A 20102-nucleotide genomic window follows, 5' to 3' on the forward strand; every position below is an offset into this window, starting at 1 on the left:
TTCAAATACGAAGACAACGCATACGCTGTGTTCTACGTGTTTACTCAATAAAACCAAAAAATGGGACGCGCATTTGAATACCGGAAAGCTCGCAAAATGAAACGCTGGGGGCAAATGGCCAAGACCTTTACCCGCATTGGCAAAGACATCGTGATGGCCGTGAAGGCTGGTGGTCCTGATCCCGATTCGAACGGGCGGCTTCGGGCTATTATCCAGAACGCCAAGGCCGCGAATATGCCGAAAGAGAACGTAGAGCGGGCCATCAAAAAGGCTTCTTCGAAAGATCAGGAAGACTATAAGGAAATCGTTTACGAAGCCTACGCGCCCCACGGCATTGCGCTGGTGATCGAAACGGCTACGGATAACCATAACCGTACGGTTGCCAATATTCGCAGCTACCTCAACAAGCTCGGCGGTAGTCTGGGTACACAAGGTATGCTTGACTTTATGTTCGACCGGAAATCAGTGTTCCGGATCCCGGCGGAAGGTGTCGATCCGGAAGAGCTAGAACTTGAATTAATCGACATTGGGGGCGATGAAATTGAGCTTGATGACGAAACCAATCAACTCGTTATTTACGGCGAATTCACCGCTTTTGGTAGCCTTCAGAAATTTCTGGAAGAAAAAGGATACGAAATTAAACAGGCTGAGTTCGAACGAATTCCAAATGATTACAAAGAGTTAACCGACGAAGAAGTTGCCGACGTAGAAAAGCTCATCGAACGTATCGAAGAGGACGACGACGTGCAAACAGTCTATCACAACATGAAGTAAAAGGAGTTTATAGCCAAAAAAAGTCACTGGTCGGCAGGGACTCCCTTAGGGGAGGGCCCTGCCGACCAGTGACTTTTTGACTATTGACTTTAGTTTAGCGCATGGTGACGCCTTCGCGCAGAATCTGCACCCAGCCCTTGAAGACCTGCACGGGCGCGTTCTTGTCAGCCACCGCAAAACTCACCGTCGCTTCGTAGTAGTACAGCCCACTGGGCAGATCCGCACCCCCCGCATCCTTGCCATCCCAGGCCAAACTCGGGGCGGTCTTCTCGTAGACCTTCGAGCCCCAGCGGTTGTAGATCACAATGGCCACCTGCTCCACCTGACGCGCACACCGCAGCGGCTGGAACACATCGTTCTTGCCATCCCCGTTGGGGGTGAACACGTTGGGCAGCACAAACGAAGGGCACCCATCGGTGCACACCTTGTTCGACGGCTGGCTTTCCAGCCCCCGCTTGCTGACGGCCGTCACGTAGTAACAGCCCGCCACCGTGGTCAGGTTGGTATGATTGAAGCTAAGCGTCGGGGCATCCACGCTGCTCACCGCCCGCAGCGAATCCTGCGCATAGCGGGCGTAGTAGATCTTGTAGCTGGCAATGTTGGCATCGCAGGTAGGGCCCGTGGTGGGCTGCCAGCTCAGCTTGTTGGTGAAGCTGGTCTGATTGCAGAAACTATCCTCACTCAGGCTGGCGCAGTTCAGACTGTCCAGCCGCAGGTTCGGCGGGCAGGGCCGGGTGGTGTCCCCCGGGGAGGCACACAGGATCTGGCTGTAGTTCTCCAGCACCCCCAGGCGGGCCAGCTGCGGATCGGTGTAGCGCCCCCGGGTCAGCACCCGGTAGCAGTAGCTGCTGTCAGCCGACAGGGCCCGGCTGGTGTTGCCATCGGCGGTGAAGGTGTCCTCCCCGTTGTCGGTGAAGGTGTAGGGCGGGGCGGTCACGGGCACCTCCCGGATGAGGTTGAAGGGACCGTTGGGTCCGGTTCGGCTGCGGTAGATGCGGTGGGTCTGGTTGTCGTTGCTCCAGGGCACGTTGGCCTGCCAGCTCAGGGTGATCTGGCGGTTGGCGGGCGTGGCGCTGAGCCGCACGCTGGAGGCTGGCTCGGTCAGGTCCAGGCGGGTGAGCTGGCCGTTGGCCCCGGTGTAGTAGAACTCCAGCCGGTAGCGGTAGGCGTTGGCTACTGTATTGAGGGCCGAGGTGGAGGAGCCCCGGTCGACGTAGACCGTGTCGGCCACGCCGGGCTGAATAGTGGTATTGATGCTGGCGATGTCAACAAAGGTGGTGCCCCCCAGGTCGGTGGCCCGCTGGAGCCGGTACTGGTAGGGGGCGCCCAGATCGCCGGGCTGCAGGCCAATGGGGCGGGTCCAGCGGACGGTGATCTGGGGACGGGTGGTGCCCTGGGGGCCGGTGCTGTCGACGGTGACCTGGGTGATGACCGGGGCCAGCAGGGGCAACTCCAGGCAAGCCTGATTCGACGAAATGCTAACTCCTCCATTGTTGCCCCCGTTAATATCGGGGTAGAGCGCTACGGTCCGATAAGAGTAACTTACTCCCCGGCGCAGGGTACTGGTGTCGGTGTAGGTGGTGGCATTGATGGGCACTTCGGCAATCTTGGTATAGCCAGCAGGAACGCCGGTTTCGCAGGGTTTGGGGGGCGCTGTATCACAACCTTCCTTACGGTAGATGGCGATGATGGTGCCCGGCTTGCCACAATTGTAGGGAGTCCAGCTGAGCTGGATGGCCCGCCCGTTGGCCGTGGCGGTGGCGCGGGCGGTGAGGTTCTGGATGGCGGGCCCCACCAGCCGGATGCGGAAGGTGGTGAAGGAGACCAGCGAGTAGGCCGAGGCCGGGGGCCGGGAGGGGGGCACGTCGGTGACCTTGAAGACCACATCGTAGGGCTCCTGGCGCAGCTGGTTGCAGTTGGTCTGCCATGAGAACGTAGCAGTACCCGGCTGGGCGATGGGTATATCGCCGTTGATGAGCCGGGCGTAGGCCGGGGCAATGAGCTCGTTGGCGGGCAGGGGCTGGCGGTCCTGTCCGATGTTGAAGGGTCCGCCGAAGCCGCTGATGATGACCCGGTTGCCGTCGGGGTCGGTGGCCGTAACGGGCTGGTTGATCAGGGTGCCGGCCTCCACGCACAGGTCGGGGATGGGGTTGATCAGGGGCCGCTTGTTGGGGTTGTCGGTGACGATGATCTGCATGTCGCGGGTGATCTCGCCGATGAGCACGCCGTTGCGCCACTCTTCGATGATGAAGGCGAAGTTGTACTGGCCTTCTTCGCCGGGGGCGTCCCAGCAGAGCTCGCCGGTGCGGGGGTTGATGGTGAAGGTGGGCGTGGTGCCGGCCTCGCTGGTTTTGCTGTGCTGGGTGGGGTCCTGGTAGACGGGGATGTTCCGTCCGTTGCAGGCGTTGGGGGTGGGTGATGTTTTGGGCACGCTGAGCCGGTAGGCCAGGCTGTCGCCGTCGATGTCGAAGGCGGCCGGGTTGTGGCAGAACTTCTGGCCGACGCGTCCGGAGTCCAGGGGTGGGTTGAGCATGACCGGGGTGGAGTTGGTCAGCAGGGCGGGGTTGATCAGGATCGTCGTGGAAACAAAAAACTGAATAAGTTGCGAGCTGCCGGGTGGAGGCAGGTTGATGGTTCCTTCGTTGCGATTGGCTACCGAGACGGATACGGTGTACACCGAGGCTCCCGGATACGTATGAATAACCCGGTACACGTTGATGGATGAGGTTCGGTTATTAATATACGTTCTAGGTAAACGTCTGACTTCCTGTTGGGTACCATCACCGAAACAGATAGTATAGGCATCGGCTGCATCAGCCGCCATTTTGCCTTTAGGCGTTTCGTCGTAATACGCCGTGAAAGTAATCTCGTAGGTGAGCGAAGTGGTCGAAATACGTCGGGTGGTGATCTCCCCCGCCCGCACGTGGGTAGCCTGACTGACAGAAGGCCATAAAAGGGCGCTTAGCAACAAACTAAACAGCCCAACAGTATATATGAACCGCATAAACGTATCGGATTTCTTTTACAACGTTTTTGCAATTAAAAAGTGTATGGGAAATGAACCAATAGTCAAAAAGTCGCTGGTCGTTAGTGCCCTCTTTATCTGATGGAGCCACTAACGACCAGCGACTTTTTGACTATTGGCTCTTGCTGACTGACTCGCTAGCGCATGGTGACGCCTTCGCGCAGAATCTGCACCCAGCCCTTGAAGACCTGCACGGGCGCGTTCTTGTCGGCCACCGCAAAACTCACCGTCGCTTCGTAGTAGTACAGCCCACTGGGCAGATCCGCACCCCCCGTGTCCTTGCCATCCCAGGCCAAACTCGGGGCGGTCTTCTCGTAGACCTTCGAGCCCCAGCGGTTGTAGATCACAATGGCCACCTGCTCCACCTGACGCGCACACCGCAGCGGCTGGAACACATCGTTCTTGCCATCCCCGTTGGGGGTGAACACGTTGGGCAGCACAAACGAAGGGCACCCATCGGTGCACACCTTGTTCGACGGCTGGCTTTCCAGCCCCCGCTTGCTGACGGCCGTCACGTAGTAACAGCCCGCCACCGTGGTCAGGTTGGTATGATTGAAGCTAAGCGTCGGGGCATCCACGCTGCTCACCGCCCGCAGCGAATCCTGCGCATAGCGAGCGTAGTAGATCTTGTAGCTGGCAATGTTGGCATCGCAGGTAGGGCCCGTGGTGGGCTGCCAGCTCAGCTTGTTGGTGAAGCTGGTCTGATTGCAGAAACTATCCTCACTCAGGCTGGCGCAGTTCAGACTGTCCAGCCGCAGGTTCGGCGGGCAGGGCCGGGTGGTGTCCCCCGGGGAGGCACACAGGATCTGGCTGTAGTTCTCCAGCACCCCCAGGCGGGCCAGCTGCGGATCGGTGTAGCGCCCCCGGGTCAGCACCCGGTAGCAGTAGCTGCTGTCAGCCGACAGGGCCCGGCTGGTGTTGCCATCGGCGGTGAAGGTGTCCTCCCCGTTGTCGGTGAAGGTGTAGGGCGGGGCGGTCACGGGCACCTCCCGGATGAGGTTGAAGGGACCGTTGGGTCCGGTTCGGCTGCGGTAGATGCGGTGGGTCTGGTTGTCGTTGCTCCAGGGCACGTTGGCCTGCCAGCTCAGGGTGATCTGGCGGTTGGCGGGCGTGGCGCTGAGCCGCACGCTGGAGGCTGGCTCGGTCAGGTCCAGGCGGGTGAGCTGGCCGTTGGCCCCGGTGTAGTAGAACTCCAGCCGGTAGCGGTAGGCGTTGGCTACTGTATTGAGGGCCGAGGTGGAGGAGCCCCGGTCGACGTAGACCGTGTCGGCCACGCCGGGCTGAATAGTGGTATTGATGCTGGCGATGTCAACAAAGGTGGTGCCCCCCAGGTCGGTGGCCCGCTGGAGCCGGTACTGGTAGGGGGCGCCCAGATCGCCGGGCTGCAGGCCAATGGGGCGGGTCCAGCGGACGGTGATCTGGGGACGGGTGGTGCCCTGGGGGCCGGTGCTGTCGACGGTGACCTGGGTGATGACCGGGGCCAGCAGGGGCAACTCCAGGCAAGCCTGATTCGACGAAATGCTAACTCCTCCATTGTTGCCCCCGTTAATATCGGGGTAGAGCGCTACGGTCCGATAAGAGTAACTTACTCCCCGGCGCAGGGTACTGGTGTCGGTGTAGGTGGTGGCATTGATGGGCACTTCGGCAATCTTGGTATAGCCAGCAGGAACGCCGGTTTCGCAGGGTTTGGGGGGCGCTGTATCACAACCTTCCTTACGGTAGATGGCGATGATGGTGCCCGGCTTGCCACAATTGTAGGGAGTCCAGCTGAGCTGGATGGCCCGCCCGTTGGCCGTGGCGGTGGCGCGGGCGGTGAGGTTCTGGATGGCGGGCCCCACCAGCCGGATGCGGAAGGTGGTGAAGGAGACCAGCGAGTAGGCCGAGGCCGGGGGCCGGGAGGGGGGCACGTCGGTGACCTTGAAGACCACATCGTAGGGCTCCTGGCGCAGCTGGTTGCAGTTGGTCTGCCATGAGAACGTAGCAGTACCCGGCTGGGCGATGGGTATATCGCCGTTGATGAGCCGGGCGTAGGCCGGGGCAATGAGCTCGTTGGCGGGCAGGGGCTGGCGGTCCTGTCCGATGTTGAAGGGTCCGCCGAAGCCGCTGATGATGACCCGGTTGCCGTCGGGGTCGGTGGCCGTAACGGGCTGGTTGATCAGGGTGCCGGCCTCCACGCACAGGTCGGGGATGGGGTTGATCAGGGGCCGCTTGTTGGGGTTGTCGGTGACGATGATCTGCATGTCGCGGGTGATCTCGCCGATGAGCACGCCGTTGCGCCACTCTTCGATGATGAAGGCGAAGTTGTACTGGCCTTCTTCGCCGGGGGCGTCCCAGCAGAGCTCGCCGGTGCGGGGGTTGATGGTGAAGGTGGGCGTGGTGCCGGCCTCGCTGGTTTTGCTGTGCTGGGTGGGGTCCTGGTAGACGGGGATGTTCCGTCCGTTGCAGGCGTTGGGGGTGGGTGATGTTTTGGGCACGCTGAGCCGGTAGGCCAGGCTGTCGCCGTCGATGTCGAAGGCGGCCGGGTTGTGGCAGAACTTCTGGCCGACGCGTCCGGAGTCCAGGGGTGGGTTGAGCATGACCGGGGTGGAGTTGGTCAGCAGGGCGGGGTTGATCAGGATCGTCGTGGAAACAAAAAAGATAATATCCTGCGAGCTGCCGGGTGGAGGCAGGTTGATGGTTCCTTCGTTGCGATTGGCTACCGAGACGGATACGGTGTACACCGAGGCTCCCGGATACGTATGAATAACCCGGTACACGTTGATGGATGAGGTTCGATTGTTGATGTACCTTCTCGGCTGACGTTGTACAACCTGTTGGGTACCATCACCGAAACAGATAGTGTATTCAGTCGCGGCAGCGGCAGCTTGCTGTCCTTTCGTCGTTTCGTCAAAGTATGCCGTGAAGGTAATCTCGTAGGTGAGCGAGGTGGTCGAAATACGTCGGGTGGTGATCTCCCCCGCCCGCACGTGAGTGGCCCGGCTAATCGATGGACACAAAACAGCACCAAAAAATAGGCCCAAGAGCCCAACAGTATAAATGAACCGCATAACGTATTGGGTTTCTTCTACAACGTATTGACACATTAAAACGATATGAAAAAAAATCAATAGTTATTCGTGTAGAGTCGACGGAAAACAAAGCCGGTCTCTAGGGGTAAAAAGATTATGACACGTAGCGAAAGCAATTAGAATCTGCTTTCGCTACGTGTCATAATGAATCTTACTAACTGACGAGTATTGGCTTTAGTACAATACCCACGTATCCTTGCCGCCCCCGCCCTGCGAGGAATTGACAACGAGCGAACCTTTACGTAACGCCACCCGCGTGAGGCCGCCCGGTATTACGTTGACACCATCACCGTAGAGTATATATGGACGCAGATCGACATGACGACCTTCGGCGTGGTCGCCAACCAGACAGGGAACACGCGACAGCGAGATAGTGGGCTGGGCAATGTAATTGCGCGGATTCTCCTGAATTTTCTGACGGAACAACTCGTGCTCTTCGGCCGTAGCTTTGGGTCCGATCAGCATGCCGTAACCGCCCGCTTCATTGGCTTCTTTCACAACCAGTTGCTCGATATTGTCCAATACGTAGCGGCAATCCTCTTCTTCACGGCAGATATACGTCCGCACGTTCGGAATGATTGGCTCTTCGTTGAGGTAATATTGAATGATACGGGGTACGTAGGCATAAATTACCTTGTCATCGGCAACGCCGGTACCCGGCGCATTAGCCAGCGCCACGCGGCCCCGTTTATAGACCTCGAAAATGCCCGGTACGCCAATCATAGAATCAGGATTGAACGCCTGTGGATCGAGGAACGTATCGTCGATACGTCGGTAAATCACGTCGACAATCTGGAAACCTTTGGTGGTGCGCATTTTTACGTAACCACCCGATACTACCAGATCGCGGGCTTCGACCAGTTCGACGCCCATCTGCTGAGCCAGGTACGAATGCTCAAAATAAGCCGAATTATAGATGCCTGGCGTCAAAACTACGACGGTCGGATTGGGGCGGTCGGCGATGTGCTGAAGCATCTGGAGCAAGCGGGTCGGATAGTCCGATACGGGTCGTACGCCGGTTTGCGCCAGTACTTCGGGAAAGGTCTGTTTAATGAGTTCGCGGTTTTCGAGCATGTACGACACGCCCGATGGGCAACGCAGATTATCTTCCAGCACCATGAACTGGCCATCGTCGCCCCGGATTAAATCGGTGCCGGTAATATGGCAGCAGATTCCTTTAGGCGGCCGAACACCCAGGCAAGGCGTCAGGAATGATTTACTGGATTCGATCAGATCCCGGGGCACTACGTTATCGTTCAGAATTCGCTGCTCGTTATACACATCGTCCAGAAACATGTTCAGCGCTTTGATACGTTGAATAAGCCCTTCTTCCAAGCGATTCCATTCGGCTGATTCAATTACACGCGGGATGATGTCGATGGGCATAATCCGCTCAGTACCTTCACCTTCTGCATACACATTGAACGTAATACCCATACTCATCAGGGCACGTTCTGCTGCATGCTGCCGCCCGATGAGGTCTTCCTGCGTGAGCTGCTCAACACGTTCCTGGAAGGGCGCATAGCACGCCCGAACCTGGTTTTTACCCGTGAACATTTCATCGAAAAAATTCTCGGTCTGATAGTCGGTAAACGAAAATTTAAGTGAAGTCTGTCCCTGCGATTGGGTCATTCCGTTAAGCGTTTGCGACTGGCGGGAGTTCTGTTTTTTCATAAAATTTTGTCTCGTAATCTGAGAAAAATGCCAAATAGAATCGCGTTAAAGATACCATAAAGCAAATAAAACATGGCAAAAATAATAATTTAAATCTGACGCTATACGCATCAGTCAACGTATCAGTACGTCTTTTTTAAATGGCCTGCAACGCTCAGCGTCTCCCTAACGTAACGTGGATAGTGTCGGCTAACGTAGCAGACCGTGGTTTATTTACCTTTTCCAATTTATTAACATAACCGATTCATTAATCGTATGAAAACAGTGCTTTTGTTCAGCTGTATGTTGGCGTTGGTTGTTGGGTTGAATGCCTGTAACAAAACAGCAGTAGACCCAAATGTGGATGGCTCGGCCCGGTCGGCCAGTGCATCAGGCGATTCGACAAAGAAACCGCATAGCCTGACCGTAGTGGATGTGGCGAGCTTACCTGCCAACGTAACGAGTTACATTACAACGAATTATGCCGGTGCAACGATTAAGGAAGCCCGGAAAGACAAAGCGGGCAATTTTGTGGTAACCATTACGGTAAGCAATTCAACGAAACTATTGTTTTTCAAAGCTGATGGTACGTTCGTTGCCGAAGCGGGACGTAAACCCGGCCATTCCCCAGGCGATTCGACTGGCCCGCGCAAACACACGCCCGGCGATAGTACGCATCATCCAAAGCCTGCTCATGGTGATTCGACCCGTCATGATCGCCCCGGCGGACAGGGCCAAGGCCCCGGTTCGGCAACGGTAGCAGTATCGAGTCTGCCCGCGGCTATCACTACGTATATCAACACAAATTACGCCGGGGCAACGATCAACAGAGCGGTGCAGGAGCCAAAGAACAATGATTATCTCGTATTAATTACGACCGCCGACAACAAGCGGGCCATGCTGGAATTTGCGTCCGACGGTACGTTCAAACGGGCGCGAACGAGTAAGTAAAAAGTAGCGATTGTTTATGGAGTATACTAAAAAGACCCGTTTTTAATGGGTCTTTTTTTGTTTACGTAACGCAGGTGGTCGGCCGCTGCCGTGGCAACCTACCACAAATAATGCACAGGATTTTTGATACGTTCGTCGTAAATCTGTTTTACCGCGTCCATTTGCTGGGATGAGGGAGCGGGTTGCTCCAGGGCCTGTAAGTTTGACGCCAGATGGGTGGGTTTTGACGCTCCGGGAATGATGCAGCTTACGGCATCGAACGTCAGAATCCAGCGTAGCGCGTCGGGTGCTAAATTTTGAGCGTCAGGATAAACGCTACGTAGCGCATCAACAGCCGACAGCCCCGTTTCGTAATCAACGCCCGAGAAGGTTTCTCCTTTGTCGAAAGCAGCTCCCTCGCGGTTAAAATTTCGATGATCGGTTGGAGAGAATTCGGTAGTTGGGCTATACGTACCAGTCAGTAACCCGCTGGCTAGCGGCACTCTGACGATAACACCAATATCCCGACGTTTGGCCTCGGTAAAAAACAGTTCAGCGGGTCGCTGCCGAAACATATTGAAGATAATCTGCACCGTCGTTACGTTCGGAAATTCAATAGCCTTCAGGGCTTCTTCTACTTTCTCGACACTAACGCCCAGATGCTGAATTTTGCCTTCATCTTTTAGTCGGTCAAATAATTCGAAAATTTCCGGACGATAATAGACGTCGGTAGGGGGGCAATGGAGCTGAATCAGATCGAGTGTTTCCAGTTCCATGTTGCGCAGGCTATCCTCCACAAATTTGCGCAGCACATCGGGCTGATACGTTTCATTCGTATGTTGGCGAAGGCGCCGACCGCACTTGGTTGCTACGTAAATACGTTCCTGGCGCGAACGTACCAGTCTTCCGACGGCTTTCTCACTTTCACCATCGCCGTACACGTCTGCTGTATCAATAAAATTAATTCCGGCGTCAACGGCCTGATTCAGAATCTGGTCAGCGTTGTCGTGGCTAAATGATTCGCCCCACTTACCACCTACCTGCCATGTACCCAGACTGATCTCTGATACGTTAAATCCAGTTTTTCCTAATTTTCTGTAATTCATACTAATTGAGTAATGTGAACACCTTGTTTCGTTACTTACAACTTCACGCCAAACCGTTCGCCTAATTCGTCCAGGCTTTTGATGACGGGTTCTACAACAGGAATTCCGTTTGCCAGCCGCTCGGCTTCCATCTCACGCTCGGGATCGCCGGGGATCAGGACTTGTTTACCCTCAACAGCTTTTGCCTGCCGGAACCGCTGAATCCAGGTGTCCATGTGCGCTTTGAATTCGTCGGCAGGTCGGAACGCGTCGATACGCATGGCTCCGAAAAAATGGCCTGTACCCACGCCTACTCCCTCGTTGGCCTGCATGAAACCCGCTGTAGCAAAAGGCGGTACCCACGGTCCATAATTGGCACCGGAAAGCACACCCGAAAAAATATCGACAATAGCGCCCAGACCGTAGCCTTTGTGTGAACCATGCTCTCGGTCGGTGCCGAGCGGAAGCAGCGCCCCACCGTTACGTATTGCATTGGCATCAGTCGTTGGCTGGCCGGTGGCATCCTGCGCCCAGCCGAGCGGACTATCCTGTCCTTTACGTTGCAGAATTTCGAGTTTGCCGTAAGCCACCGCCGTAGACGCAAAATCGGCCAGAAACGTCGGTTCGGTTGCGGCCGGAATGGCCACGGCAATCGGGTTGGTTCCCAGAAGTTTATCCAGTGAAAATGTAGGCGCTACCAACGGTGCCGCGTGGGTCATAGCCTGACCAATCATATCGTGTTCGGTAGCCAGCAAGGCATGATAACCGGCGATGCCAAAGTGATTGGAGTTACGAACCGCCACCCAGCCGGTTCCGGCGATACGTGCTTTTTCAATAGCTACCTTCATAGCCCACGGCCCTACTACTAAACCCAATCCTTTGTCGCCATCGACCACGGCGGTTGACGGTGTTTCATGAACGACGCGAATCTGTGGTTTTGGGTTGATACGTCCGTGGTCGTACAATCGAACGTAGCCGGGAAGTCGGGCAACTCCGTGAGAATCGACACCGCGAAGGTCGGCACTAACAAGTACGTCGGCGGCTAACTGCGCATCGGCATCCGGGCAGCCGAGGGCGCTAAAAATCTGCTCGGTGAACGAGCGAAGATGATGGGCATTAATCATAGCGCAAAGTTGGGCAAGCCGATGAATTATTCCGTCGCTTTTTCGAGAAATAAAATGATATGCTTTCGCTTCTGAAGGCAGATCTTAAAACGAGTGTTTTTGTGATGCTGACGAAGGAAGCATCTTAAAGCACCCAAACGAACTAATCAGGGTGCTTTAAGATGCTTCCTTCGTCAGCATCACAAAATTGCCGTTCAGGAAAAGTTTAAACCGTTTCTTAAACGCTCACCCCATTTATGGAATCTATACCGCCGAATCATCTAGTTGCTATGAAAAAATCCCTGCTAATCACTTCATTATGGTTTGTGGCTCAATCGGGTATTGCCCAGGTTAGTATGCCCAGCACCAACGACGAACAACGTATTCAGGCCACGCTTCGGCAGGCTACTGTATTTTTATCTCGGGCCCAACTGTCTGCCCACGCCACCGCTACGTTGGAAGCAGGCACCACCCGACTCATCATCGACAATGCACCGGCTCAGACCGATCCGCAGAGCATTCAGGTGGCGGGAAAGGGCGACGCTATTATTCAGGGCGTTCAGTTTCGGACTAATTTTCTGACGAAGGCCTCGAAGCCCGCTTCGTTGCAGCGATTAGAGGATTCGCTACGTAGTAATCGGGAGCTTTTCGAAAGTATGGGCGTGCAGGAGGACGTACTGCAACAGGAACGCAAACTGATTCTGGCTAATCAGCAGATTGGTGGTAAAACGACCGGAACAACGGTGAAAGAAATCGCCGACATGGCCGCCTTTTATCGGGAACGACTCACGAAAATCGGACAGGAATTGCTGGTGTTGAACCGGCGTATGGCCGAACAGAAAAAACGGGTTGAACGACTTGAGGCACAGGTTCACGAACAAAACGCCAAACGGGAACGCCCGGTGGGCGAAATTGAAGTGACGCTGACGGCCAAAAATCGAACGACCGTCGATCTGGATCTGAGCTACGTAGTGGGCAACGCGGGCTGGTCGCCGGTGTACGACGTGCGGGTGGGTGATACGAAAAATCCGGCTTCGCTGGCGTGCAAGGCGCAGGTGTATCAGAACACGGGTTTCGACTGGCAAAATATCCGTCTGACACTCTCGACGGCCAATCCGGCGCTACCCGGTTCGCAACCGCAGTTGACCATCGATTATGTTGGTTTCTACGAACGCCGACCTGCACCAAGAGTTGGATACAGTACTAAAACAAAGACAGAATCAGCCGTAGAATTAGACGAAAAAATAGTGGCAGCAAAACCCGCTTCGATAGCTGGAGGAGCCGCTGATTTGGCAAACACAGCCACTGTAACCGAGATTTCCGATCAGCCCACTAATGTCAGTTTTGTAATTGCCATTCCGTATACGATTCTCACGAATGGTCGCCCGCATCTGGTCGATGTGCAGGTGGCAACGGTGCCTGCAACGTATCGGTATGAAGTAACGCCTAAACTCGATAACGACGCATTTCTGGTAGCGCAACTGACCGGTTGGGACAAGTTGAATCTGCTCAACGGCCCGGCCCGGATTTATTTCGAAGGTACGTTCGTCGGTGAGTCGCACATAAATCTGACAGAAGCACACGATACGTTGGCGTTGTCATTGGGTCGCGATAAACGTATCATTGCCAAACGCGAGCAGATCGAAGACCTCAACAGCCGCAAAACCATTGGCAGCAACCAGCGCGAAAATCGGGCGTATCGCATCAGTCTACGTAATACGCGAACGGAGCCGGTTGAACTAACGGTGTATGACCAGATTCCCGTTTCGACCGACAGCCGAATTGAAGTTGTGCTGACCGACGCGGGTGGCGCCGATCTGAACGCCGAAACCGGTAAGCTAACGTATCGCCTGACACTCCAGCCCAACGAAAGCCGCACGCTGACGTTCCGGTATGAGCTCAAATACCCCAAAGGCCGAACGATTGTGCAGTAAGCGTGAAGGAGTTGTAGAGTTGTAGGGTTGTAAGGTTATAAAGTTGCGATTCCATGCCGGGGCTGAAGCGCGAATGAACTTTATAACCTTACAACCCTATAACTCTACAAAAATAAAGTGGCAGGGAAGTTGCATTATGTTACTCTTTTATGATAATAATTTTTTATTGTTTTCTAAACTCCCTAATCAGTCTGGTAACTAACTTTAGCCGCAATCTTTCCAACCTTACTCATTTTATGATCAAACGACTACGTAGCGTTTCCTGGGCTTTGTCTGGGATGCTTTTCCTGTTGCTTCCACTCATAACCAGGGGGCAAGTGTCTTTAACAACTTTGGGTACGGCTTATACTCAAAATTTCAGTTCGGTATTCAATTTTCCCGGTTCTATTCATAATAGTCTTTCGACACCGGGATGGTACCTGACTGAGTCAGGAGGTGGCGGAAGAGATAATGAGTATTACGCGGTTGGGACAGGTAGCGACAATATAGCCGATATGTACTGCTTCATAAGCCCTGTCGTTTATGAACAGGCGCTGGGAAGTATACGTTCGGCCGACCTGATTCCGGTATTTGGAGCCGCTTTTACAAATAATACCGGTGCTACAATCCAAAGTCTTGCCATCAGTTATACCGGGGAGCAATGGCGATTAGGGACCGAAGGTCGGACCGACCGGTTAAACTTTGAGTATAGTACGGATGCCACGAGCCTGACTACAGGCAACTGGGCACCTATCACCGACCTTGATTTTTTAACACCTACAACTACAGGAGTTGGAGCCAAAGATGGAAACAATGGGGCAAACCGAATAGCGTTATCGACCACAATTGGCAGTCAGTCTATTCCCAATGGCGCTACGTTCTGGATTCGATGGGTTGATGAAGATGCTACGGGTGACGACGATGGCCTGGCGGTTGATGATTTCAGTTTAACCCCTCAGGGGGTTGCTACGCCCAACCTGACCATCAACGACGTATCGCTCAGCGAAGGAAACGCCGGCACAACCACGTATACATTTACAGTAAGCTTATCAGCACCAGCGGGTCCGGGTGGTGTTACGTTCGATATTGCCACCGCCGATGGTACGGCTACGGCCCCCGGCGATTATACGGCCAAGTCGCTGACCGGCCAGACTATTCCGGCAGGAAGTTCTACGTATACTTTTTCGGTGCTGGTCAATGGTGATACGTCTCCTGAAACCAACGAAACCTTTTTTGTCAACGTAACGAACGTAACAGGAGCCAATGTTACGGATGGGCAGGGACAGGGCACCATTGTAAACGATGACGCAGCTCCCAATCTGAGCATCAACGACGTATCGCTCAGCGAGGGAAATGCGGGCACGACTACTTTTAATTTTACCGTCAGCTTATCGGCACCAGCTCCGGCGGGTGGTGTTACGTTCAATTATGCTACAGCTGATGGAACAGCTACGGCCACAGCACCAGGTGATTATATAGCTACCTCCGGCAGCGTTACCATTCCGGCGGGGGTATCTACATCTACCATTTCGGTGCAGGTCAACGGTGATATCACCCTTGAGCCAGACGAAACATTTTTTGTGAATTTGACGAATATCACAAACGCCGTTGGTGTAAAAATACAGGGCGTGGGCACCATTGTCAATGATGATGCCGCCCCCAATCTGACCATCAACGACGTAACGCTCAACGAAGGAAATGCTGGTACTACGACATTTACATTTACGGTAAGTCTATTTGCACCAGCTCCGGCGGGTGGTGTTACGTTTAATATTGCCACCGCTAATGGTACAGCTACGGTACCGGTCGATTATTCAGGTAAACAATTTATTCTCCAGACTATTCCGGCGGGTTCATCAACATATACGTTCGATGTTACTGTCAATGGTGATGTAGTCGTTGAGCCGACTGAAACTTTCTTTGTCAACGTAACGAATATCACAAACGCCATTGGTATAGATACACAAGGACGGGGCACGATTGTAAACGACGATGTGGCGCCCCCGACCTTCGCTACGATAGCTGGTAACAGCAGCATTTGTTCGGGCCAGTCTACTACGTTGGCCGTAACCGTTACCAATGGAACGAGCCCTTACAGCCTGACTATCAGCGACGGATCGTCTACTCAGGAAATTTCGGGTTACGTAAGTGGATCACCTATTACGGTAACGCCTTCACAAAGCACTACGTATACAATTGCTGCTTTGACAGACGCTGGTAGTTCGTCGGCGAGTCCGGCTAATTTATCCGGTGCAGCGGAGGTAACAATAAACGCAGTAAATGCCACTCTCAGTCCATCCGAAAGCCAGCTCACCTGTAGCGAGCCTGTTCTTTCGTTGACCGCAACGGGGGGCGTAAGTTATACACTTACTGACGGAGCATCGAATACGATCAATACGACCGGTATATTCCCGGTTTCTAACCCCGGCGAGTATACGGTTACTGTTGCCAATGCCAGCGGCTGCACGGCCACAGCGACTACGTATGTTGACGGCGACTTTTCGGGGCCAGATAACCCTCGTCTCGAAGTTGAGGAGGGAATGAAACTGAGTTGCGCCAATCCATCCGTCAACATAATTGCTTACCCGTACGAACAAATCAAGTATGAGTTCAGTGAGGGAGCGACCCAGTCTGGAGGCCCAGCCAGCAATATTGCGAGTGTAACCCAGGTGGGAACGTATTCAGTAATCATTACCGGATATAACGGTTGTACGGCATCGGCATCGGTAACGGTAGAATATGAAGATGCCAGCCCTACCATTTCGATTAGTCCCGCAAGTGCTACGTTAACCTGTGCCAACCCATCAGTAATGCTGGAAGTACAGAGCGAAGGTGAAGGAGCCTATCTGTGGAACACCGGAGAAACTTCGCCTTTCATTTCGGCCACGGCTGCGGGCACCTATTCGGTAACCATGACGATTGGCAATGGCTGTTCGTCTACAGCAACTGCCCAGGTTTTTCAGGATAATTCGGGCTCCTCGGTGAGTATTACTCCCTCGTCTGCTACGTTGACTTGTTCGACCACTGCAGTCAGCTTGAATGCGGTGGGCAGTGGTACGTATTTATGGAACACCGGGGCCACTACGTCTGCAATTTCAGTGACTGCGGCTGGGGTTTATTCCGTAACACTAACGGGAACAGGCAATTGTACGTCTACCGCTTCGGTTGAAGTGTTCCAGAATAACGCGGCCCCTACGGTGACTGTTACTCCAACCAGTGCTACGTTGAGTTGTACGACGCCAGCCGTTACGTTGAATGCCCAGGGAAGTGCTGGTACGTATCGGTGGAATACTGGGGCCACTACGTCCTCGATTTCGGCTACCGCAGCGGGATCGTATTCGGTGACGCTGACGGGTACCAACGGGTGCACGGCCATGACCTCAGCGGCAGTGAGTCAGGATAACTCAACGCCTTTGGTGACTATTACTCCCAGCAGCGCTACGTTGACTTGTGCCAATCCTACTGTTACGTTAACGGCCAGTGGGACAGGTACCTACCAATGGAATACCGGCGCTTCGAGCCAGGCAATCTCAGTGAGCCTTGTCGGTACGTATTCAGTGACGGTGACGGGTAGCAATGGCTGTATTGCTTCGGCCACGGCGACGGTAAGTCAGGATAACAGTTCACCCATAGTGAGCATCAGTCCCATCAGCGCTACGTTGACTTGTGCCAATCCGACTGCTACGTTAGTGGCTAATGGTAGTGGTACGTATTTATGGAACACCGGGGCCACTACGTCCTCGATTTCGGCTACCGCAGCGGGATTGTATTCAGTGACGCTGACGGGTACTAACGGGTGCACAGCCATGACCTCAGCGACAGTGAGTCAGGATAACTCAACGCCTTCGGTGACTATCAGTCCCAGCAGTGCTACGTTGACTTGTGCCAATCCTACTGTTACGTTAACGGCCAATGGCACCGGTACCTACCTGTGGAGCACGGGCGCTACTACGTCCAGTATTACCGTGAATACAGCCAATACTTACTCCGTGACGCTCACAGCGGCCAATGGATGTAAAGCCAGTAACTCGGCTCAGGTTTCTCAGGACAACTCCATGCCGTCGGTCAGCATCAACCCGTCGAGCAGTACGTTGAGCTGCACTAATCCTTCGGTTACGTTGAATGCCGTGGGCAACGGTACGTTTGTGTGGAACACGGGCGCTACAACACCCTCGATCTCAGCCACGGCGGCTGGTACGTATTCCGTTACGTTGACCGGGAATAATGGGTGTAAGGCCATCGCATTAGCCCAGGTAAGTCAGGATAACACAATGCCTCAGGTAAGTATCAGCGCGAATCCGTCTCTAACGATCGCTTCCGGGCAAAGTACTACGCTTACGGCTACAGGTGCCACAACGTATCAATGGTCGACAGGGGCCAACACTACGTCGATTGTCGTTAATACTGCTGGCCCATACTCGGTTACGGGTACGACGGGCAACTGTACGGCGCAGGCTTCGGTCACGGTTATCCAGAACAATCCACCCGCCGGACCCTTTGCCATCACAGCCGTTACGACCAATACGTGCCAGCAGATTTCCAGTAACCGATACGTGGTCAGCTTTACACCGTATTTTAGTGGACTCAACGGCCAGCCCGTCAGTGTTTCGGTGGTGAATGAAATGTTTCCGACCACCGCGCCGGGTCCTTACACCCTGCAATTGTACGACGACAATCCAATTGTTGTGTTCAAAGCGCAGCAGACCGGAACGCCGGGCGAAGCTTCATTTACCTATAACTGGCTGGAACACTGTCAGAATCCTGTACCCAATACACCCCCAAGGGTCAACCAGCCGTTGAGCGATCAGGTGGCTAGAGTTGGGCAGGAATTTGGCTATACGATTCCGCAAAATACGTTCACCGATAACGAGTCGCCCCATAGTCTGGTACTGACGGTGAGCGGTTTGCCGGAAGGCTTGAACTTCAGTCCGCCCGTGCAGATTGGTGGAGTGCCAGCAGTTGCTGGCGTGCGTAGTGTGACCGTGACGGCTACTGATCCTCAGGGGCTTAGCGTAAGCACTAATTTCCTGATAACTGTAGTTGAATCGGGTGCCACCAATACTCCACCAACGGTGGTTAATCCGATTGCCAGCCAGGTGGCGATTCAGGGGCAGCCGTATGGCCTGAATGTAGGCAATACATTTACCGATGCACAGACCCCAAATTCGCTGACACTGTCGGTAAGTGGCCAGCCTGCGGGTATAAATCTGGTAGGCAGTACGTTGTCGGGTACACCATCGCAGACGGGTACCTCAACCATCACACTGACGGCTACTGATCCGGGTGGGTTGAGTACTTCTACCAGCTTTGCCCTGACGGTGCAACCCGCTTCAGCAACATCCAGCGCGGCCTTCGCCATTACAGCAGTAAACCCGCTGACCTGTACGCAGATTTCGCACAACCGCTACGAAATCAGCTTCATGCCGGTTTATTCAGGGCTAAATGGTCAGCCAGTGAGCTTCTCGGTGGTTAACGAAATGTTCCCGACCACCGCTCCGGGCCCCTATTCATTACAGCTCTACAATGATAACCCAACCATCATTCTGAAAGCGATTCAGGGGGGTAGCGCGGGTGAGGCTTCGTATACCTACAACTGGCTGGCCAATTGCCGGGCTCCGCAACCCAATACGCCCCCACGGGTAAATATTCCGCTGACGAATCAGACGGCGAAGGTAGGGCAGGAGTTTGGCTACACCATCCCACAAACGACGTTCACGGATAACGAGTCGCCCCATACGCTGGTGCTGACAGTGAGCGGCTTACCAGCCGGCTTGAATTTCAGTCCGCCCGTGCAGATTGGTGGCGTACCGAGTGTTGCGGGCGTAAGCAGCGTGACCGTAACGGCTACCGATCCTCAGGGACTCAGTGTGAGTACTACCTTCGTGCTGACGGTGCTTCCGGCCGGATCACCGAATCCGGAAACCTTCAGCATTACGGGTGTCCAGACGCTCACCTGTACCACGATTAATGCTGGCCTGCGTTCGGTTACGTTCCAGCCGCTGTACGGCAATGTAAATGGGCAACCCATCACGTTCTCCGTCGTTAACGAAAAGCTGCCAACTACCGATCCGGGGCCTTACACGCTACAGCTCTACACCGATAATCCAACCATTCTTCTGAAAGCTACCCAGCAGGGTACGCCGGGAGAAACCAGCTATACGTATAACTGGCTGGCGGCCTGCAGTACTCCGACTGGTCGTCAGGGAGTTGGAGAGCGAATGAGCCTTGACGTAGTCGTTCTCGGAAATCCTGTTACCGAAGACTATCTGGAAATAGAAATTCGGAATGGGCAGAGTCAATCAGTACGGCTTAACGTAGTGAATGAACAGGGACGCTCTGTCAGCGAAGCGAATAATCTGTTGAAAACGAACAACGAAAGGCTACGGTTGCCACTTAAAGGCGATCCAGGTATCTATCTGTTGCAAGTTGCATCGCCTGCCCACCAGCAGACAATCAAGATATTGAAGCAGTAGCCAAAGGGTCGCCACGTAGCGTGGTATGGAAGACGTGATAGCGGGTTTGAGACGGTTTATTAACGGTTTCAAACCCGC

9 protein-coding genes are annotated in these 20102 nt (G+C 54.4%); 4 read left to right on the plus strand and 5 right to left on the minus strand.

Annotated elements, in window-relative coordinates; genetic code table 11:
• The first annotated feature begins 60 nt into the window (after positions 1-60).
• On the plus strand, positions 61-774 hold the full coding sequence (locus ACYVF1_RS05595; protein WP_461076446.1) for a YebC/PmpR family DNA-binding transcriptional regulator: 714 nt from the start codon (positions 61-63) through the stop codon (positions 772-774).
• 94 nt (positions 775-868) lie between these two features.
• On the opposite strand, the gene ACYVF1_RS05600 is transcribed toward ACYVF1_RS05595, so the two are convergent.
• The 3 genes from ACYVF1_RS05600 to ACYVF1_RS05610 form a co-directional block, all read right to left on the minus strand.
• Entirely contained in the window at positions 869-3778 is a 2910-nt protein-coding gene (locus tag ACYVF1_RS05600) for a T9SS type B sorting domain-containing protein (protein WP_461076448.1), read from the minus strand.
• Between the two features lie 158 nt (positions 3779-3936).
• Positions 3937-6846 carry a T9SS type B sorting domain-containing protein gene (locus tag ACYVF1_RS05605; protein WP_461076450.1) on the minus strand — a complete coding sequence of 970 codons (2910 nt, stop codon included), beginning with the start codon at positions 6844-6846 and terminating at the stop codon, positions 3937-3939.
• A gap of 195 nt (positions 6847-7041) precedes the next feature.
• Positions 7042-8541 carry a circularly permuted type 2 ATP-grasp protein gene (locus ACYVF1_RS05610; protein ID WP_461076452.1) on the minus strand — a complete coding sequence of 500 codons (1500 nt, stop codon included), beginning with the start codon at positions 8539-8541 and terminating at the stop codon, positions 7042-7044.
• Positions 8542-8796: 255 nt separating this feature from the next.
• On the opposite strand from ACYVF1_RS05610, the gene ACYVF1_RS05615 reads away from it, so the two are divergent.
• On the plus strand, positions 8797-9471 hold the full coding sequence (locus tag ACYVF1_RS05615; RefSeq protein WP_461076454.1) for a PepSY-like domain-containing protein: 675 nt from the start codon (positions 8797-8799) through the stop codon (positions 9469-9471).
• A gap of 98 nt (positions 9472-9569) precedes the next feature.
• On the opposite strand, the gene ACYVF1_RS05620 is transcribed toward ACYVF1_RS05615, so the two are convergent.
• Together ACYVF1_RS05620 and ACYVF1_RS05625 are read right to left on the minus strand one after the other, a co-directional pair.
• Positions 9570-10556 (minus strand): aldo/keto reductase, encoded by a 987-nt coding sequence (locus ACYVF1_RS05620; protein ID WP_461076456.1) that lies wholly within the window; start codon positions 10554-10556, stop codon positions 9570-9572.
• A 35-nt stretch (positions 10557-10591) separates the two neighbouring features.
• On the minus strand, positions 10592-11659 hold the full coding sequence (locus ACYVF1_RS05625; RefSeq protein ID WP_461076458.1) for an Ldh family oxidoreductase: 1068 nt from the start codon (positions 11657-11659) through the stop codon (positions 10592-10594).
• A gap of 269 nt (positions 11660-11928) precedes the next feature.
• Here ACYVF1_RS05625 and ACYVF1_RS05630 point away from each other — a divergent pair, with 269 nt between their 5' ends.
• Together ACYVF1_RS05630 and ACYVF1_RS05635 are read left to right on the plus strand one after the other, a co-directional pair.
• Positions 11929-13572 (plus strand): DUF4139 domain-containing protein, encoded by a 1644-nt coding sequence (locus tag ACYVF1_RS05630; RefSeq protein ID WP_461076460.1) that lies wholly within the window; start codon positions 11929-11931, stop codon positions 13570-13572.
• Positions 13573-13808: 236 nt separating this feature from the next.
• A complete protein-coding gene (locus ACYVF1_RS05635; protein WP_461076462.1) occupies positions 13809-20024 on the plus strand; it encodes a Calx-beta domain-containing protein in 6216 nt (2071 codons plus the stop codon).
• Positions 20025-20102 lie beyond the last annotated feature (78 nt).

Source organism: Spirosoma flavus (genome assembly GCF_054778555.1).

Coding starts and splice junctions, on each gene's coding strand:
- ACYVF1_RS05635 (WP_461076462.1), top strand. CDS start 13,809: ATGATCAAACGACTACGTAGCGTTTCCTGGGCTTTGTCTGGGATGCTT.
- ACYVF1_RS05605 (WP_461076450.1), bottom strand. CDS start 6,846: ATGCGGTTCATTTATACTGTTGGGCTCTTGGGCCTATTTTTTGGTGCT.
- ACYVF1_RS05610 (WP_461076452.1), bottom strand. CDS start 8,541: ATGAAAAAACAGAACTCCCGCCAGTCGCAAACGCTTAACGGAATGACC.
- ACYVF1_RS05615 (WP_461076454.1), top strand. CDS start 8,797: ATGAAAACAGTGCTTTTGTTCAGCTGTATGTTGGCGTTGGTTGTTGGG.
- ACYVF1_RS05625 (WP_461076458.1), bottom strand. CDS start 11,659: ATGATTAATGCCCATCATCTTCGCTCGTTCACCGAGCAGATTTTTAGC.
- ACYVF1_RS05630 (WP_461076460.1), top strand. CDS start 11,929: ATGAAAAAATCCCTGCTAATCACTTCATTATGGTTTGTGGCTCAATCG.
- ACYVF1_RS05595 (WP_461076446.1), top strand. CDS start 61: ATGGGACGCGCATTTGAATACCGGAAAGCTCGCAAAATGAAACGCTGG.
- ACYVF1_RS05620 (WP_461076456.1), bottom strand. CDS start 10,556: ATGAATTACAGAAAATTAGGAAAAACTGGATTTAACGTATCAGAGATC.
- ACYVF1_RS05600 (WP_461076448.1), bottom strand. CDS start 3,778: ATGCGGTTCATATATACTGTTGGGCTGTTTAGTTTGTTGCTAAGCGCC.